This is a genomic window from Nonomuraea sp. NPDC048901, assembly GCF_040649695.1.
GTDB lineage: Bacteria > Actinomycetota > Actinomycetes > Streptosporangiales > Streptosporangiaceae > Nonomuraea.
This window is the reverse complement of the sequence record NZ_JBEZFW010000029.1, coordinates 1-17343: the sequence shown is the minus strand read 5'-3', so window position 1 is coordinate 17343 and position 17343 is coordinate 1. Positions and strand designations below refer to the sequence as shown.

12 protein-coding genes are annotated in these 17343 nt (G+C 73.7%); 1 reads left to right on the top strand and 11 read right to left on the bottom strand.

Going from position 1 to position 17343, the window contains the following annotated elements; translation table 11 throughout:
- Positions 1-2: 2 nt before the first annotated feature.
- The 11 genes from AB0C30_RS53625 to AB0C30_RS53575 all read right to left on the bottom strand — a co-directional run bounded on the left by AB0C30_RS53625 (position 3) and on the right by AB0C30_RS53575 (position 15933).
- Positions 3-1634, bottom strand: coding sequence for an FAD-dependent oxidoreductase (locus AB0C30_RS53625; RefSeq protein WP_357959356.1), 1632 nt, complete (start codon positions 1632-1634; stop codon positions 3-5).
- Positions 1631-2671, bottom strand: coding sequence for a Gfo/Idh/MocA family oxidoreductase (locus AB0C30_RS53620; protein WP_357959353.1), 1041 nt, complete (start codon positions 2669-2671; stop codon positions 1631-1633). Before AB0C30_RS53620 ends, AB0C30_RS53625 begins: the two co-directional genes overlap by 4 nt.
- A complete protein-coding gene (locus AB0C30_RS53615; protein WP_357959349.1) occupies positions 2658-3851 on the bottom strand; it encodes a cytochrome P450 in 1194 nt (397 codons plus the stop codon). Before AB0C30_RS53615 ends, AB0C30_RS53620 begins: the two co-directional genes overlap by 14 nt.
- Before the next feature lie 29 nt (positions 3852-3880).
- Entirely contained in the window at positions 3881-7087 is a 3207-nt protein-coding gene (locus AB0C30_RS53610; RefSeq protein ID WP_357959346.1) for an AMP-binding protein, read from the bottom strand.
- On the bottom strand, positions 7084-8274 hold the full coding sequence (locus AB0C30_RS53605) for a nucleotide disphospho-sugar-binding domain-containing protein (protein ID WP_357959343.1): 1191 nt from the start codon (positions 8272-8274) through the stop codon (positions 7084-7086). The genes AB0C30_RS53610 and AB0C30_RS53605 overlap by 4 nt, the downstream gene beginning before the upstream one ends.
- Entirely contained in the window at positions 8271-9503 is a 1233-nt protein-coding gene (locus AB0C30_RS53600; protein ID WP_357959340.1) for a nucleotide disphospho-sugar-binding domain-containing protein, read from the bottom strand. The genes AB0C30_RS53605 and AB0C30_RS53600 overlap by 4 nt, the downstream gene beginning before the upstream one ends.
- 69 nt (positions 9504-9572) lie before the next feature.
- The gene (locus AB0C30_RS53595; protein ID WP_357959337.1) at positions 9573-12065 is read right to left on the bottom strand and encodes a nucleotide disphospho-sugar-binding domain-containing protein; all 2493 of its coding nucleotides are present in this window, start codon (positions 12063-12065) and stop codon (positions 9573-9575) included.
- A gap of 14 nt (positions 12066-12079) precedes the next feature.
- On the bottom strand, positions 12080-13234 hold the full coding sequence (locus AB0C30_RS53590; RefSeq protein ID WP_357959334.1) for a nucleotide disphospho-sugar-binding domain-containing protein: 1155 nt from the start codon (positions 13232-13234) through the stop codon (positions 12080-12082).
- A complete protein-coding gene (locus tag AB0C30_RS53585) occupies positions 13234-14193 on the bottom strand; it encodes an alkaline phosphatase family protein (RefSeq protein WP_357959331.1) in 960 nt (319 codons plus the stop codon). Before AB0C30_RS53585 ends, AB0C30_RS53590 begins: the two co-directional genes overlap by 1 nt.
- A gap of 25 nt (positions 14194-14218) precedes the next feature.
- On the bottom strand, positions 14219-14887 hold the full coding sequence (locus tag AB0C30_RS53580; RefSeq protein ID WP_357959328.1) for an SDR family NAD(P)-dependent oxidoreductase: 669 nt from the start codon (positions 14885-14887) through the stop codon (positions 14219-14221).
- Positions 14884-15933 (bottom strand): LLM class flavin-dependent oxidoreductase, encoded by a 1050-nt coding sequence (locus AB0C30_RS53575; RefSeq protein WP_357959325.1) that lies wholly within the window; start codon positions 15931-15933, stop codon positions 14884-14886. The genes AB0C30_RS53580 and AB0C30_RS53575 overlap by 4 nt, the downstream gene beginning before the upstream one ends.
- Before the next feature lie 135 nt (positions 15934-16068).
- Here AB0C30_RS53575 and AB0C30_RS53570 point away from each other — a divergent pair, with 135 nt between their 5' ends.
- Complete coding sequence (locus AB0C30_RS53570) at positions 16069-17211, top strand: nucleotide disphospho-sugar-binding domain-containing protein (protein WP_357959322.1); 1143 nt, start codon at positions 16069-16071, stop codon at positions 17209-17211.
- Positions 17212-17343: the final 132 nt, after the last annotated feature.

Sequence of the window (17343 nt, the reverse complement as noted above, 5' to 3'; positions counted from 1 at the left end):
GATCACGACTGTCGTTTGAGGATCGCTGGAGCCCGGCAGGTGACGCGCGCGAGCACGTCGGCGATCACCGCCTCGGCGGCACCCTCACCGCCGCCGTCCGCCGGTGCCCGCCAGGCGACGAAGCCGTCGGGGCGGACGAGCAGCGCGCCGGACTCGGTCACGCCGTGCGACGCCGCCCACTGCCCGGGATCCGCCTCCAGGTCGGTGCCGACGAGGTAGACGTCGACGTCATGGGCGCGCGCCACGCGGGCCCACGCCTCCCCCCGGGGCCCCGCGAGCAGGACGTGGCGCGGGCCGTACAGGTCCAGGGTGGAGATCTCGTGCCCGGCCCGGCGCACCGCCAGGTGCGGCGCGCGCGTGCCCGGTGCGCCGGTCAGCTCCCTGGGCGGTACGGCGGCCGGGCCGCCGGGGTCGGCTCCGCAGATCACGCCTGACAGGTAGCGGTAGCCGAACACGACGGCGTCGTACTCCACCGGCTCGGCCCCGTGCTCCACCTGGACGCCGGACCGCTGGCGGAGCTGCAGCAGCGCCTGTCCGAGGGTGAACTCGGCCACCGGGCGCCGCTCGTCCTCATAGCTGTCCAGCAGGGCGGGACCCGCCTGCCCGGACAGCACGGCGTGCAGCTTCCAGGCCAGGTTGTGCGCGTCCTGGATACCGGTGCCCGCGCCGAAGGCCCCCGTGGGCGGCATGACGTGCGCCGCGTCGCCCGCGAGGAAGACGCGGCCGTCGCGGAACCGCTTCGCCACCTGCGCCGCGATCTTGTAGGTCAGGACCTTGACGCCGTTGGCGAGCTGGGGGACGAGGGTGACCTCCAGCTCGGGCACGCCGATCGCGGCCCGTACGAGCTCGACGCAGGCGGCGTCGTCGGGCTGCCCCGTGCCGGGGGTGTTGAAGACCCAGCGATTGTCGGTGCCGTGCGGGAACAGGACGGTGCCCTCGGCGGGGACGGTGAAGTGGCAGGAGGCGATGAACGTCTCGCGTGCCGGATCGTGCCTGCCGCGCAGGGGTACGGTCAAGTCCGCGTCGAAGACCATGCTGAGGACCTCGGAGATCGTTCCTGGTCCTTCGACCTCGATGCCCGTGAGCGCGCGCACCGTGCTGTGGTGGCCGTCGGCACCGACGAGGTAGCGCGCCCGCACTTCGCGCTCACGCCCGCTCGCCAGGTCCTCGAGCGTGGCGGTCACCCCGTCGTCATCCTGGGTGAAGCCGGTCAGAGCGGTGCCGAACCTCAGGTCGGCACCGAGCTCGGCGGCGCGGGCGCGCAGCAGGATCTCCAGCCGATCCTGATCGATCATGCCCCAGCCGCTGGGGCTGACCTGCTCTCCCCCGGCCGCGTCGGTGGGCGGCCGCTGCTCGGTGCGCCGCAGCTCGGCCCCGGCGAGGGTCTCCACCTTGAGCATGGCCACGGACGCCATCTCGCCGACGTAGGTACGGGCGGCCAGCACCTCGTCCTCGATTCCGGCCTGACGGAGCAACTCGGCGGTGCGCGGGTTGATCGTCCGTGCTCGGGGGTGAATCAGGGTGCCCTCGTGCCGTTCGGCGAGCGTCACCGCCACCCCGCGCTGGGCGAGGAAGACCGCGCAGGCCAGCCCGGCGGGACCACCTCCCACGATCAGCACCTCGGGTTCGGTCATGGCCGTCTCCCATCCGGTCGCGCGGGTGTCTGGCATTGAGGAGGTACGACATGGGCCTGCCGTTTGATCGATTCCAGCAGCGCCGCCTGGCGGACCGCGGCGGTACCGTGCTCCTCGTGCTTCACCGGATCGGCGCAGGCCCCGGCGAACGCGGTGAGCGCGCCGAGGAACTGGTCGGCGGCGGGCAGCACGTGTTCCTCCCGCACGCCGGCCCGCTCCAGCCTGAGCACGGGGCGTGCCTCGGGCGGCGGGGTGAACGCCCAGTCCAGCGAGATGCGGCCCGCGCTCCCCCAGATCGCGTAGGTGCAGCGGTAGAGGTGGGTGAAGCCGAAGTCACACTGGGCGGTGACGCCCTGCCCGTCGACCAGCAGCGCCGAGCCCGCGACGTCGACACCGGTCCGCGGGTCATGCCGCAGGACGGCGCCGGCCACCTCGGCGTCGGGGCCGAGGAAGAGCTGCGCGGCGCGCACGGTGTAGGTGCCGGTCTCCAGGAGCGCTCCGCCGCCCAGCTCGGGGTCGTACCTGATGAGCGAGAGGTCGGCGGGCGGGATGCCGAAGGAGGCGCTGAAAGCACGCGGCGTCCCGATGGCGCCCTCGGCCACCAGTTCGCGGACCCGGTCGTGCTGGCCGTGGTGGAGGAAGGTGAAGTTCTCCATGAATGCCAGGCCGCCGGCCGCGGCGGTCCGCGCCAACGCGGCCGCGCCGGCCGCGTCGGCGTTGAGCGACTTCTCCACCAGGACGTGCTTGCCCGCCCGCAGCGCGGTGGCGGCCCACTGCTCGTGCAGCGCGTTCGGCAGCGGTATGTAGACCGCTTCCACGTCGTCGCGTTCCAGCAGCCGCTCGTAGCCGGTCACGGGCTCGCAGCCGAACCGGCCGGCGAAGGCCGCCGCCCGCTCCGGCGCGCGGCTGGCCACGGCGACCAGCCGGAGCCGGTCGCAGCGCTGAATCGCGGGGATGGTACGCCGCCAGGCGATGTCGGCCGCGCCGAGCACACCGATGCCCAGCGGCCTTCCCGTGTCCGGGTTACCAGGAGACATGGAGGCTGAGCGGTCGGGGGAAGGCGGTGGCGGTCAGCCACTCGATCCCGTCCTCTTGGTCGTCGAGCGCCAGTGTCGGCAGCCGCCGTACGAGCTCTTCCAGCAGGACCCGCAGCTCCACCCGGGCGAGCTGAGCGCCGAGGCAGTAGTGCATGCCGGCGCCGAAGGCCAGGTGCGGATTGTCGGCGCGCTCCAGGTCGAGGGTGCCCGCGTCGGGAAAGACCTTCTCATCCCTGTTCGCCGAGGTGAAGAGCGGGATGACCGGGTCACCCGCCGGGATGCGGACGCCGCCCAGCTCGACGTCCTCCGTCGCGATCCTGAGCGCCCCGAACCCACTGGCGATCTGGGAGTAACGCAGCAGTTCCTCCACGGCCCGCTCGGCGAGCTCGGGCCTGGCCACCAGCATCGCGTACCGCTCGGGCCGGGAGAGGAGCTGGAGCAGGGAGTGGGCGATCGCGCTGGTCGTGGTGTGGTAGCCGGCGACGAGGAGCGTCATGCCGAAGGTGATCAGCTCCTCCTCGCTCAGCCGGTCGCCCTCCTCGTAAGCGGAGACCAGGGTGGTCAGGACGTCGTCACCGGGGTTCACCCGCTTGTCCTCGATGAGGCCCGCCAGGTAGACCGCCAGGTTCATCCCGGCTTCGGCGGTCTCCTCGGCGCTCACCTCGGGTCCGGGCACGCTGAGCAGCCGGTCGCTCCAGGCGCGGAAGCGCTCCTGGTCGTCCACCGGCACGCCGAGCAGTTCGCAGATCACGGTGACCGGCAGGGGCAGCGCGAGCGCCGCCACGGCGTCGGCCGTGGTGCCCCAGGCCGTCATCGCGTCGACGAGATCCCCGGCGATCTCCGTCACGCGCGGGCGCAGAGCGTCGGTGCGGCGGCGGCTGAAGCCCTGGGCGACCAGCCGCCGCAGCCGCGTGTGCGCGGGCGGGTCCAGGTTGACGATCGACCTGGACCCGCGCGCGATCGGCAGCAGCCTGGGCGCCTCGGGCGCGGTGGCCAGCTCCTTGCTGAACCGGGGATCGCCGCAGACCGCCCGCACGTCCTCATGACGCGTGACCAGCCACCCGCGATGGCCGGTCGGCAGGGTGACCCTGGCGACGGGTTCCGTCTCCCGCAGCTCCGCGTATTCGGGAACGGGCTCGCCGGGGTCGGCGGTGACGAACGGGAAGAGCCTGTCGTGCATGGGCACTCCTTGTGTCGGGGGCTTGACGTTCAGGTGTCCGTCATCCTGCGGACCTCGGCGAGCCACCGGTCGGCGAGCCAGGCGGCGTCCGCGTCGGGCACGGCGTCGCGGCGGTAGCGCAACAGACCGCCGGAGCCGGGGCGCAGGTGCAGCGCCACCTCGGCCATGACGCTGCGCAGCGGCACGTCGATCAGCTCGGCCTGGACGTCGTCGGCGAAGGCGAGAACGCGCTCGGGGGCGAGCTCCTCGACCTGCAGGTAGGCCTGCAGCAGCGGGTGCCGCCGGTGCTCGGCGGGGACCTCGGGCATGAGCTCGTCCACGGACAGGATGGGGGAGCTCATCGCGGCGCGCAGCTGGCGGGCGGCGGTCTCGACGAGCGCGGCGGGCCCGCGCTCCGAAGGCGGCAGCCGCAGCGGCACCAGGGAGGCGAAGCAGCCGACGACGTCGTCGGCCTCGGGCAGCGACCTGCCGGAGACGGGCGTCGTCACCGCGAGGTCCTGGGTACCTGTGTAGGCGCGCAACGTCTCCACGTAGGCCGCCGCGTAGACCGCGGTGGCGGTCCCGCCCGCCGCCGTCCCCGCGCGGGCCGCGGCCTCGGCGAGGGCGGCGGGCAGCGGTATGGGCAGTTCGCCCGCGGGCCCCTGCATGGACAGCCAGGCCGTACGGGGGAAGCGCATGTCGCGGACGCCATCGGCGAGCTCGCGCCAATATCGTACGGCTGCCGCCCTGCGCGGCTCCTCCCTGGACCGCTGGCGGGCCAGGGTGCGGTAGTAGAGCGGGGGCGGCCCGTCGAACGGCGTCACGCCGCCGGCCAGGGCGCTGTAGGCGCGAGCGAGGTCGCGGCAGAACACCTGAGCCGACCACTCGTCGAAGGCGATGTGGTGGACCGTCACGGCCAGCAGCCAGGTCCCGTCGGCCGAGGGGAAGAGCCTGGCTCGGATGGGGATGGCCGCCGCGAGGCGGAAAGGGGCCAGGGCCCACGCCCGCGCCGCGGCCAGGGCGTCCTCGCCGGCCCGTGACGTGTCGTCCAGTTCCAGCAGCCCCGCGGTCTGCTCGGGCGTCAGCAGCACGGACACCGGGCCGGCCGCGCCCGCGGAGAAGCGTACCCGCAGCGCCTCGTGCCTGGCCGTCACGGCGTCCAGGGCCGCGCCCAGCTTCCCCAGGTCGAGCGGGCCGCGCAGCCGGTACAGGATCGGCAGCATCGTCTCGTGCAGCTCGGGGGCGACCTGCGCCGCGTGCCAGAATCCCGACTGGGGGAAGGGAACGTGCGGCGGGCCGCACCGCTCCTGCTCCTCCGGCCGCCACGCGCGCGGCTCGCCGATCTCCTCCGCGCCGTCGGCGGCCACGGCGGGCCGCCCGTCCAGCAGCACGGCCAGCGCCTTCGGCGTCCGGTGTTCCAGCACGTCGGCACCGGTGATCTCGCGCGCGCACAGGGCCAGCAGCCGGTTCGCCAGCCGGATGGCGGTCAGCGAAGTGGCTCCCGCCTCGAACAGGTCGTCGCCGGGAGCGACGGGCCGGTCCAGCAGGTCCCCCGCCACGGCGCACACGATTCCCACCGCCGGTCCCACGGTTCCTGCCACCGGTCCCGCTGATCCCACCGCTGGTCCCGCTGGTCCCGCTGGTCCCATCCGCGTCCCGGAAGGACGTCCGGACGACGGTCCCCCGGTGACGGGCTCGATGGAGGGGAGCAGCGCGATGAGCGCCTCCTGGTCGACCTTGCCGTTCGGCGACATGGGCAACGCCTCCACCGGCACCGCCAGGTCGGGCACGAACCCCGAGGGGAGCACGGCGGCCAGACTCGCCCTGAGCGCGTCGGGCGTGATCTCGGCCCCCGGTTCCGGCGTGTAGAAGACCGCCAGGCGTGCGGCGCCGTCGGGGGCGGGGACCGCGACGGCGCTCACCCTGGTGATGCCGGGGATCCGCTCGGCCGCCCGCTCCACCTCCTCCGGCTCGACCCGGACACCGCGGATCTTGACCTGCCTGTCCCTGCGGCCGACGAAGACCAGGCGGCCCTGCTCGTCGCGGCGAGCCAGGTCTCCTGTCAGGTAGACCCGATGGCGTTCGCCGTCGAGTGTCAGGGTGGGGAAGGCCCTGGCCGTCTGCTCCGGGTCCCCGCCGTACCCGAGTGCCAGGCCGTCTCCCGCGGCCGCGATCTCCCCCACCTGGCCGTCCGGCACCAGACGGCGCTCGTCGTCGAGCAGGTACACCGAGGTGTTGGCCGCGGGGGTGCCGATCGGGATCTCCGGGGGCGGCTCCGGGCCGGCCAGCTCCCACCGGGTCGTGGTGATGGTGTTCTCGACGGGCCCGTAGGCGTTCACGATCCGCAGGTCGGGGTGGCGGCGCAGGAGGATCTCCAGGTGTTTGGCCGACGCGCGCTCGCCTCCTGTCACGAGCAGCCGCAACCCGGCCAGGCAGCCGGGGTCGTCCTCGGCGAGCGTGTTGAGCACCGCCGACGGCACGCACATCGACGTCACACCGTCGGCCAGTGCCGCCCTGATCTCCAGGGACGACAGATGCGATCCCTCGTACAGCACACAGGTCCCGCCGCGGATCAACGGCACCCACAGCTCCAGGGCGAACACGTCCCAGGCCACGGGGGCCGCCTGCAGGGTGACCATGGGGCCCTCGGGGATGTGCGGCAGGTCGTAGGCGGTTCTGACCACCCCTCTGTGCGGCGCGAGTACGGCCTTCGGCTCGCCGCTGCTCCCGGAGGTGAGGAAGACGCAGCAGGCCTCCGTACCCGGCCCGCCGCGCTCCCCCGCGCGTATCCGCCCCTCGTTGGTCGGCAGCGTGGCGGGCTGGATCGCTCCCGGTACCTCGGGGTCGCCCGTGACGCACACGCGGACGCCCGCCCGCGCCGCGAGCTGCCGGTACCTGGGCAGCGGCCAGTCCTCGGGCACCGCGGCGTACGTGGCGCCGCAGATCAGCACCCCGAGCAGCACGGTCACGAGTTCGGGCCCGCGTGACAGCCGGACCGCGACCACGTCCCCCGGCCGCACGCCGCGCACGGCGAGACCGGCTGCGACCCGCTCCGCGGCCGCCAGCAGGGCGGCGTAGGAAATCGGCGCGCCCCGCCAGCGCAGAGCGGGCGCGTCGGGATGGCCGGCCGCCGCGCGGGCGACCAGCACTTCGACCCGATCCCCATCCGGATAGCCGACCTTCGGCCCGTGCGACCCGGCCGGCGCCTCGACCCGGTCCCCGTCCGGCCTGGCCTTCGACCCGTGCGACCCGCTCATCGTGTGCTCCCCGCGAAGGCGAGTTCGGTCAGCGTGCGGGCCACCAGGTCCGGGGTGGGCTGGGCGGCCGACTCGGCGCGCAGGCGGCCGGCGGCCAGGCCGTAGGCGGGGGTGTCCAGGAGGTCGTCGACCAGGCCGGCGAGCTTGTCCGGCCCCGTCTCCTCCAGGAAGGCGAAGCGGCCGGCCCCGGTCCGGGCGAGTTGCCGGGCGTTCAGCACCTGGTCGGGCACGGGTGGCAGGACGAGCTGCGGAATTCCGCAGCTCATGGCCGTCATCATGCCGCCGAGACCGCCCTGGCTGACGAACAGGTCGCAGGTCGGCAGGATGAGCTGCAGCGGCACGCCCTCCACCACCCGCATCCCTTCGGGCACCTGGCCGATCTCCTCGCGCGCACCCGGCGGCACCGCGGCGACGATCTCGGCGTCGACGCCCTTGAGCGCCCGCAGGACGTCACCGATGCGGAAGGAGCGGCGGTAGAAGCTGCCGACGACATATCCCCAGGTGACGCAGATCCTGCGTCGCTCGGGCGGCTCGGCCAGCCAGGCGGGCACCACGCCGGGGCCGTTGTAGGGGATGTAGCGCATCCACAACCGCCGTACGTCCGCGTCCACGTGCTCGGTCGGCCCGATCTGCATGCTGCGCGGGCACGGGTCCACGGTGGCCACGCCCAGGGTGTCGATGGCGTCCAGCTTCAGTGCCGCCCGGTGCGGAGCGAGGGCCTCGTGCGCGAACTCGTGGAAAAGGTAGCTGTAGTCCACCCCCCAGCCGTGCCGTACGGCCGGGATGTCCAGCAGGGCCGCGACCATGGGGCCCGCGTAGGTGGTGGCCTCGTACACGATCAGGTCGGGGCGCCAGGCCCGGGTGAAGTCCAGGCTGTCGGCGAGCATGGCCTCGGCGATGCGCAGGTAAGGCGCGAGCGTCCAGATTCCGTGCTTGCGCAGGTCCGGCCACTCCAGCGGTCGAGTCCCCTCCTCCGCGACCAGGTAGCGGTAGCCGCGCTGCAGCAGGGCCTGGTCGAGGGCGGGCCCCGCCGGTACCGCGGGCAGCCCGGCCTCGGTGATCGTGGGGATCAGCGTGGGCTGGCTCACCACCCGCACGTCGTGCCCGGCCAGGCGGAAGGCCCAGGCCAGTGGCACCAGCGGGAAGAAATGCGTCTTCCAACCCCACGTCATGAACTGGACCCTCATGTCATGTCCCTTTCGTGGGCCTTCCCCGGCAAGTGCGCGGTCCCCTGCAAGTGCGCGGTCCCCTGCAGGTGCACGGTCCCCTGCAGGTGCGCGGCGACTTCGGCGGGCCCGGGCCGCCGCCGGTTCTCCCCGCGCAACTCGCGCGCCGCCGCCGCGTGCCCCGGCTCACTGAGCGTCTTTTCCACGGCGGCGCGGATGTCGGCCGGCTCTCGTGCCTCGGGCGGCAGGTGGACGCCCGCGCCCGCCGCCGCGATCCGCTGCGCGTTCAGGGTCTGGTCGGGTAGTTGCGGCACGACCACCATCGGGACGCCCGCGACCGCCGAGGTCATCACCGTCCCAGAGCCGCCCTGCGTGACCAGCAGGTCGCAGGTGGGCAGCAGCAGGTGGAGCGGGAGCATCTCGACGACCCTGACGTTGGCGGGGACCGTACCGAGCGTCTGCCGGTCGCGCTCGGAGACCGCCGCCACCACCTCGATGTCGGCGTCACTCAGCGCGTCCAGAACCTGCGCGATCCCGCTCCGCCCGGCGGCGAAGGTGCCCATCGTGGTCCCCCAGGTGACACAGACTCTGCGCCGATCCGGCGGATCGAGCAGCCAGCGGGGCATGACGCCGCTGCCGTTGTAGGGGAGGTAGCCGACCGGCAGAGTCGGGCAGTCGGTGGGAATCTGCAGGCCTGCCGGGCAGGGGTCGACCGTCACCACGCCCTGCGGGGCGAAGGTGTCGACGCCCAGCCGCTCGCGGTGCGGGTCGAACACCTCGAGCTCGAACTGCCGCGCCTGGTACTGGAAGTCCACGCCCCACAGGTGCCGTACGTTGACGATGCCCAGCGCGGCGGCGACAAGCGGGGCCGCGTACGTGGTGGGCTCGTGCACGATGAGGTCCGGCTGCCAGGCCCCGGCAAGGTCGAGCAGGTCCGGCAGCATGGCGTCGGCCATGCGCTCATAGAGCGCCAGCGGGCGGCGCTTGCGGGGCGCGCCCCGCTCATCGCGGCTCATGTCGAGTGGCTGTCCCTGCGCGGCGGGACGGCTCATGAACCGCCGCATGATGTCCGAGCCGTCCACATCGTGCCCCACGGCGACGGCCGGCAACCCCGTCTTGACGATGAGCGGCAACAGGCTCGGCTGGCTGGCCACCCTGACCTGGTGTCCCCCTGCCTGGAACGCCCATGCCAGCGGGACCATCGGATAGAAGTGCGAAGGCCACGCCCACGAGGCGAACAGAACCCGCACAAGCACCTCCAGACGTCGCGATCTGCCGCCAGCATCCGCCGCGGCCCTCAAGCTGGGGTCGAGTACGGCTCACGCCACCCGCTCGGCCAAGCCGAGGATGCCCGGCAGCCCGGCCACGACGTCGTGGTACGTCGGCCGCCCCGCCATCTCCCGCCCCAGGTGCCTGAGCGGTGCCCGGTGCCCGGTGCCCGCCAGGAGCTCGGCCACGGCCGCCCGCACGCTGTCGGCCGTGAGCTCGGCCGGCGGGACGACAAGCCCGGCTCCGGTGGCCGCGAACTGGTGCGCCCGCCAGGCGTGGTCGGGCAACTGCGGCAGGACCAGGGCGGGCACGCCGGCGGTGACCGTCGTCAGCAGACTCGCGTCGTCCCCCGCCGTCACCAGGACGTCGCAGCCGCGCAGCGCCTCCGCGAGGGACGGGGACTCCCCCGTGACCTCCACCGTGACCTCCACAGTGCCCGTGACCTCCGCCGCGGCCTCCAGCGCCGCGGTGACCAGGCCGGTCACGGCCTGCTGCTCGGGCAGCCACCAGCTCTCGGCGCCCATCGCCACGCAGACGCGCCCGGCCCCGGCGGGCAGCGGTCCCGGCGCTCCGCTGTGGGGAACGAAGCGCACGGGCAGCCGTGGCGACCCGTCAAGGGCCTGCATGCCTGTCGGGCAGGGGTCGATCGTGACGGTACCCGACATGTCGGGGTCCGCCAGGCCGTGCCGGGCCCACAGCGGCTCCAGCGCCGCCGCCTCCACGGCCTGGGTGATCCAGCCGAAGTCCATGCCCGGCAGGTGCCGTACGGCCGGCACCCCGAGCACCCGCGCCACCAGCGGGCCCGCGTAGCCGCGCGGGCCGAAGACCACCAGGTCGGGCCGCCAGCACCGGGCGAACTCCAGAGTCTGCCCGATCGCGGGACCGGCCAGCCGCAGCCCCCGCTCGACCGAGCCGACCAGTGCGTCCCGGTAGGACAACGCCCACGGCGTCAGCTCGCCTGACGGGTCGGCCAGTTCCTTCGCGAGGTACAGGGCTGGACCGTACCCCGCGTGGTACTGGGCGGTGACAAGAGCCGCGCACTCGTCGGCCGCCGGCAGCTGCGCGCGCAGCGCGGCTCCCACGTCGGCCGGTTCTCCGACGGCCACCGAGGCGAGACCGGCGTCGCCCGCCTCCCGCTCCATCACGGGGGTGGCCGCGAAGCGCACCTCGTGCCCGGCGAGCCTGAACGCCCACGCCAGGGGAACCAGCGCCCTGGCCGGGCCCGGGCCGCCGTACCCGGGCGTGAACAGCACCCGCAGGCTCCTGGCGGGCGGCCGCGCGGGCATCGCGCGTACGGAGGGCACGGTGTTCGCGGTGCTCACCGTACTCACGGTGCGCTTCGCCGAGCCCGCCGCCCGGCGCGCCCGGACCCGTGGCCCGGTCAGCGACTCCAGCTCGGCCACCACGCGCGCGGGTGCCGCCTGCGCCTCCGACTCGGCACGGAGGGTCGCGGCGGCTTCGCCGTACCCGGGGGTCTCCAGGAGTTCGGCCAGATGGGACCTGAGGGTGTCGGGGTCGGCTTCGTGCGGGAGCACCACGCGGCCGGCGCCCGTCGAGGCCAGCCGTTCCGCGTTGAGCGCCTGGTCGCCCACCTGGGGGGCCACGAGCTGGGGCACCCCGTACGCCAGGGCGGTCATGACGCTGCCCATGCCGCCCTGCGAGACGAAGGCCGCGCAACTGGGGAGCAGCAGGTGCAGGGCGAGGCCGTCGACGAGGCGGACATTGCCCGGCAGAGGGCCCATGTCACGCGCGGCCTCGGCCGTGACGGCGGCGACGATCTCGACATCGAGCTTGGCCGCGGCCTCGACGATCGCGCCGGTGAGGGAGCCGGAGGTCATGTGGATCCATGACGTCCCGCCTGTGACGCAGATCCGGGGCCTGCCGGGCGGCGTCAGCAGCCAGCCGGGCATGACGGCGGCGCCGTTGTAGGGCAGGTAGCGGGCCCGCAGCCGCTCCACGGTGACCGGCACGTCCGGGCTCGGCGGCACCTGCATCCGCTCGGGGCACACGTCCACGGTGATCGCCCCCGTCGTCTCCAGCGGGTCCAGGTCGAAACGCGCGCGCAACGGGGCGAGGGCCTCATCGTCGAACTCGCGCAGCAGGTAGGGAAAGTCGACCCCCCACAGATGCCGTACGGCGGGCACGCCGAGGTCGGCGGCGGCGACCGGGCCCGCGTACGTGGTGGGCTCGAACACCACCAGGTCGGGCCGCCATGCCCGGGCGAGCGCGAGGGTGCCGGGGATCATCTCCTCGGCCAGGCGTACGTAGAGCCGGGAGTTCAGCGATCTGAGGTGGCGCAGGTCGGCCGGGCCGCTGGACCGGGTGCCTGGCCGCCGCGGCCCGCCGACGTCGCGAATGGCGGCTCCGACGTCCCGGCTGTGACCCACGGCGGAGATCGGCAGCCCGGCCCGGGTGACCGCCTCGGTCATGGCCGGCTGAGTGGCCACCAGCACGTCGTGCCCGGCGGTCCTGAACGCCCAGGCCAGCGGGACCATCGGGTAGAAGTGCGTCGGCCAGGCCCAGGAGGTGAAGAGCACGCGCATGGGATTCAGCCCTCTCAGCGAGCTGTCAGGATGGCGATGAGACGGGCCGCCACATCCGCGGGGGCCGGGCGAGCCCGGATCTCGTCGCGCAGGCGGACCGCGGCCTCGAGGTAGGACGGGGTGTCCAGCAGGAGCGCCAGCTCCCGCCGCAGGATGCCGTCCTGGATCTGGTCCGGGGTGAGCGCGCGCCCCGCCCCGTGTTCGGCGACGCGGCGCGCGTGGGCCAGGTGGTCGGGGAGCTGACCCACCGCGAGCTGGGGGACGCCGCGGACGAGCCCGGTGAGTACGGTGCCCGCACCGCCCTGGGAGATCAGCGCGTCGCAGCCCAGGAGGGTGCGGCCCAGCGGCTCGTCCTCGACGACCCGCACGGTCGGCGGTAGGTCGCCGAGCAGGCGCCGGTTCCCGGAAGCCGCCGCGACGACCACCTCGAGCGAGGGATCGGCGGCGACGGCGCGGGCGACGCGGCCGGCCAGGAAGAGCTCGTCGTCGAGCCTGGCCATGGTGTGTCCCCAGGTGACGCAGACCCGGCGACGGCCGGCGGCGGGCGGCGGGAGTGCCCGGTCGCCGTCGCCGTGCGGGATGTAGTCGCCGTGCGGGATGTAGCGGATGGGCAGGTCTCCCGGCCGTGCGGGTCCCGGCCAGGGATCCACGGCGGGGGCGGTCACCGGGTCGATCGGGGGGAGCCCGAACCGGTCGCAGAGGGGTTCGAGCGCCCTCGTCACCGCGACGGCCGCCGGTCTGAGCAGGTCCAGGCCGTACAGGTGGCGGATGGCGGGGACGCCGACGGTGGCGGCGGCGACCGGGCCCGCGAGGGCCGTCGGGTCGTACAGGACCACGTCGGGAGCGAACTCCCTGGCCACGTCCACCAGATCGCCCGCCATCTCCTGGGCCAGATCCGCGAAGAGGCCCAGGACCCGCGGCGCCCCGCCGGGGCGGGGCGGCGGGACGGAGCCCGCGACGGAGCCGACGGCGAAGCCGCGGAATGCCGGGAGGACGTCGAGGTCGCCGCCGACCGCGACGGCCGGGAGCCCTGCCGTCGCGGGGATGCCCTTCACCGCGGGCGGGACCGCGAACAGCACCTGATGGCCCGCCGCGGCCAAGGCCCCGGCCAGCGGGAGCATGGGATGCACGTGCGTGGCCCAGCCCCACGCCGTGAAGAGCACGCGCATCAGAAGGTGAACGCCGATCGCATGCTCTGGGTGGCGGGATCGCCGGCCTGCTCCAGGTGGTCGGGGATGCCGAGCAGTTCCTCGGTGGTGCGCAGCAGCGAGTAGTGGTTGAAGAACACGTCGGACTTGGCGCCTGGGCGGGTGGACGGGGAGACCACGAAGGTGGGCACGTGGCAGGTCTCGCTGCGGGTGGTCACGCACTCCTCGTCGGTGCCCAGGCCGTACCCCTCGTCGAAGGAGACGATCACCGCGGTCTTACCGGACAGGTACGCGCGGCTGGACAGGATGCGCAGCAGCCACCCGCCGAGCCAGGTGTCGCCCGCGGAGATCTCCGTACCCGATATGTCGTGGTCCTTGTCCGCGACCAGGAACGAGAACGCGGGCAGAGTACCGGCGCCCAGGTCGTCGTGGAGCGCGCCCGACCTGGGCGTGCCGGCGGGGACGTTCCAGCGGGCGCAGTCGTCGGCGATCTGCGGGTAGTAGGGCGCGGGGTTGTGGTGCACGACGTACGGCTCGGCGTCGGTCGCCCGGCAGTTCTCCGGCATCCCGTCGGAGTAGATCCGCCATTCCCTTCCCTGCGCCTTGACCTGGTCGAGGATCGAGGGGAACGGCGCGTAACAGTAGTCGGGGACGCCGGGGTCACAGGAGGCCGGCGCGCCGTGCCAGTCGACCCCGCTGGTGGCCGCGATGTAGTTGCGGAAGGAGGGATGGGTCATCCCGTAGTAAGAGGTGGCCGTGCCGCACTGGTGGGCGAGCAGGTTGAACGCGGGCGCGTCTTTGTTGCCGATGAGCTGGCCGTAGGAGGTGTTCTCCAGCCAGATCCAGATCACATGGTCGTAGGTCTGCGGCGCCGCCGAGCGCCAGCCGCACGGGTAGGCGAGTGTGGCGGCCGCCGCCGGCGAGGTGAGCAGCGGTGTCAGGCCGATCAGCAGCGCCAGCATCATGAGCGTTCTTCGCACGGGACCTCATCAGTTGTCGGATCGGTTACCAGGGGATGCTTCGCCGGGACCGGAGGAACTCGCCGGTCGGCCCGTCGTCGGGGAGGGTGGCGGCCCAGACGACGTCGGGCGCCGCCTCCTCGGGCGAGGTCGTGGCCTGGGGCATCATGCGGGTCCTGACCATGCCGGGGTTGACGGCGTTGACCAGGACTCCGGTGCCGTGGACGCTCTTGGCCAGCACGACCGTCAGCGCGTTGACCGCGACCTTGGAGACTGTGTAGGCGGGGGTGCCCGCGTGCAGGCCGCCCGCGAAGGAGGCCGTGCCGCTGGAGACCATCACGACGCGGCCCCAGCCGCGTTCGACCATGCCGGGGACGAAGGCCCGCGACACCCGCCACGAGCCGAGCGTGTTGACCGCGAGGGTCCGCTCCTCCACGGCCGGCTCACCCGCCCGCCCGTCCAGCAGGATGCCCGCGTTGTTGACCAGGATGTCGACGGCGCCGACGCGGTCGAGGGCCTTGGCCACCGACTCCTCGTCGATCACGTCGAGCCGGACCGCCAGCGCGTCGTGCCCGATGGCGCGGGCGGTCTCCACGGCGGCCTCCCGGTCGCGGGCGGTGACGATCACCCGGTGCCCGTTCCTGGCCAGCAGTTCGGCGACCGCGCGCCCTAGACCTCTGGCGGCACCGGTCACCAACGCGGTTCTGCGCGTCATCGCGACCTGCCCACCGAAGCCGCCGAGGTCGCCGAGGTCGCGGCGGTGGTCGCAGTCGCCGCAGCGGTCGTCGCGGTCGTCGCGCTCGTCGCGGTCGTCGCCGTCACGGTCGTCGCGGTCGTGGCGGTCGTGGCGGTCGTGGCGGTCGTGGCGGTCGTGGCGGTCGTGGCGGTCGTGGCGGTCGTGGCGGTCGTGGCGGTCGGCTCGACCAGCCCGGCCAGTCGCTCGAGCTGGTCGGCGCCCGCCGCGCAGGGGAAGAACACCAGCTCGTCGCAGCCCGCCTCGGCGTGCCGGTCCACCACCGCCGCGACCTGCGCCGCGGTCGTCACCGCGCCCGAGGCCACCCGGCCCGCGTAAGGGCCGAGCCCGCCGTAGCAGGCGTCGACGTACGCGCTGACCTGGTCGTCCGCGCCGGGCCCCAGCGCGTAGTAGACCAGGGCCATGAGCCTCGGCCGGTCGGTGCGGCCCGCCGCGCGCCACGCGGCGGTGAGCCGCCGCACCCGCGCCTCGTACGGCTCGGCGGAGCCCGCGCCCGCGATCCAGCCGTCGGCGTGCAGAGCCGCTCTGCGCAGGGCGGCCGGCGAGTGACCTCCCACGATGATCGGCGGCCCGTCGCCGGACAGCTCAGGGCCGACCCGGGCGGCGCCTCGCCAGACGCCGCGCATCCGCGCCAGCATCTCGTCCAGGTCCCGGCCCCGCTCGGCGAACGGCGCGCCGGTGGCCGTGTAGTCGTCCTCGCGCCCGCCCACGGCCACGCCCAGCATCAGGCGGCCGCCCGTCAGCAGGTGCAGCGTCGCCGCCTGCTTGGCCAGTAGCGTGCCGTTGCCACGCAGGGGGCCGAGGAGCACCGTCGTCGCCAGGCGCACCCGGGTGGTGGCGCCCGCCACCATCGCCAGCGTCACCATCGGCTCGTAGTTGCCGAACACGACCCTGTCCAGAGCCGCGACGCCGGCGAAGCCGTACTCCTCGGCGGCGCGCGCCCATCCGACGACTTGGTCGGGGCCCGTGCCGGGAACCATGGCCGGCAGGCCAACACTTATCTCCATGGGACAGTCCTTGTCGGAGGGACAGCACCTCACCCGAGAAGGTGACAGTGGCGTCTTGAGTCCCGATCGAGGCGCGCTCGCGGGGCGCTCTCCGCCCTCCAGCGAGCCTCGAGGCGGTCCTGCGATGGTGAGGACATGCGTGTGATGATCACCATGTGGGCCTGGGGTCCCTCTCACTACCAACCGCTGGTTCCGCTGGCCTGGGCGTTCCGGCTGGCCGGACACGACGTGATGATCGCGACCCAGCCCCGGCTGACGCGGCACGTGCTGCGCTCAGGGCTGCCCGCGATGCCGCTGGGCACCGACGAGGAGGTGAGCGCGGCGGTCGAGCGCTTTCTCAAGCCGGGAGCCCTGCCCCGCAAAGTGCAGGTGGGCGGCAAGACCGAGTCGCGCACCATCAGGGATTTCGCGCAGATCGCCGAGGCGATGGCCGGGCCTCTGACGGACGCGGTGCGGGCCTGGCGGCCCGACCTGATCGTCTTCGAGGAGACGACCTACGCGGCGCCGCTGGTGGCCGAGCTGACGGGGGTGCCCGCCGTACGGCACCTGCTGGGCCTGGACTGCCTGTCACCGCTGCGCTGGACGGAGTCGCCCGCGCTGGCCGAGCTCACCGAGCGGCTGGGGCTCGGCATGGTCGACCTGGCGGGGCGGGTGACGGTGGACGCCTGCCCGCCGAGCATGCAGGTCGAAGGCGACTTCCCGCGCCAGCTCATGCGCTATGTCCCCTACAACGGCACGGCCGAGCTGCCTTCCTGGCTGGACGGCGGCAAGCGCCCGAGAGTCTGCGTCACCTGGGGTACGAGCATGTACCGCTTCGAGTACTACGATTTCGTGGCCGGGAAGATCATCAAAGCGGTCGCGGAGCTCGGCGTGGACGTCGTCGCCGCACTGTCGGAGGCCGATCGCCGCGCGCTGGGCCCGATGCCGGACAATGTGCACGTGGCCGAGACGGTGCCGCTGGGCGCCGTGCTACCCGGCTGCGACCTGGTCATCTCCCAGGGCGGCATGGGGACCACACTGACCACCGCCGCCTTCGGCGTGCCGCACCTGATCGCGCCCGTCCTGCCCGACCACAAGGTCAACGTCGGTCAGCTCGCCAAAACCGGCGCCGGTGACGTGCTGGACGCCGGGGCCGACGCCGCCTCCATCGCCGCACGGGTCGCCGAGGTGCTCGCCACCCCGTCCTTCGCCGACGCGGCGCGCCGCGTCCAAGCGGAGATCGCCGCGCAGCCGCTGCCGGCCACAGTGGCCGACAAGCTGGTGGAGCTGGTGCGCTAGGAGCGACTTCCAGAAAACGGGGCGGGGGGGGGGGGGGGGCGCCCCCCCCCCCCCCCCCCCCGCGGGGGGGGGGGGGGGGGGCCAACGCCCCCCCGACAGCACAGAGACGCCGCAGAAGAAGGAGCTGACGGC

Bases quoted from the DNA above. Each gene is read 5' to 3' on its own strand.
- AB0C30_RS53620 (WP_357959353.1), bottom strand. From the start codon at position 2,671: ATGTCTCCTGGTAACCCGGACACGGGAAGGCCGCTGGGCATCGGTGTG.
- AB0C30_RS53575 (WP_357959325.1), bottom strand. From the start codon at position 15,933: ATGGAGATAAGTGTTGGCCTGCCGGCCATGGTTCCCGGCACGGGCCCC.
- AB0C30_RS53570 (WP_357959322.1), top strand. From the start codon at position 16,069: ATGCGTGTGATGATCACCATGTGGGCCTGGGGTCCCTCTCACTACCAA.
- AB0C30_RS53590 (WP_357959334.1), bottom strand. From the start codon at position 13,234: ATGCGCGTGCTCTTCACGGCGTGGGGCTGGGCCACGCACGTGCATCCC.
- AB0C30_RS53580 (WP_357959328.1), bottom strand. From the start codon at position 14,887: ATGACGCGCAGAACCGCGTTGGTGACCGGTGCCGCCAGAGGTCTAGGG.
- AB0C30_RS53625 (WP_357959356.1), bottom strand. From the start codon at position 1,634: ATGACCGAACCCGAGGTGCTGATCGTGGGAGGTGGTCCCGCCGGGCTG.
- AB0C30_RS53605 (WP_357959343.1), bottom strand. From the start codon at position 8,274: ATGAGGGTCCAGTTCATGACGTGGGGTTGGAAGACGCATTTCTTCCCG.
- AB0C30_RS53595 (WP_357959337.1), bottom strand. From the start codon at position 12,065: ATGCGCGTGCTCTTCACCTCCTGGGCCTGGCCGACGCACTTCTACCCG.
- AB0C30_RS53610 (WP_357959346.1), bottom strand. From the start codon at position 7,087: ATGAGCGGGTCGCACGGGTCGAAGGCCAGGCCGGACGGGGACCGGGTC.
- AB0C30_RS53615 (WP_357959349.1), bottom strand. From the start codon at position 3,851: ATGCACGACAGGCTCTTCCCGTTCGTCACCGCCGACCCCGGCGAGCCC.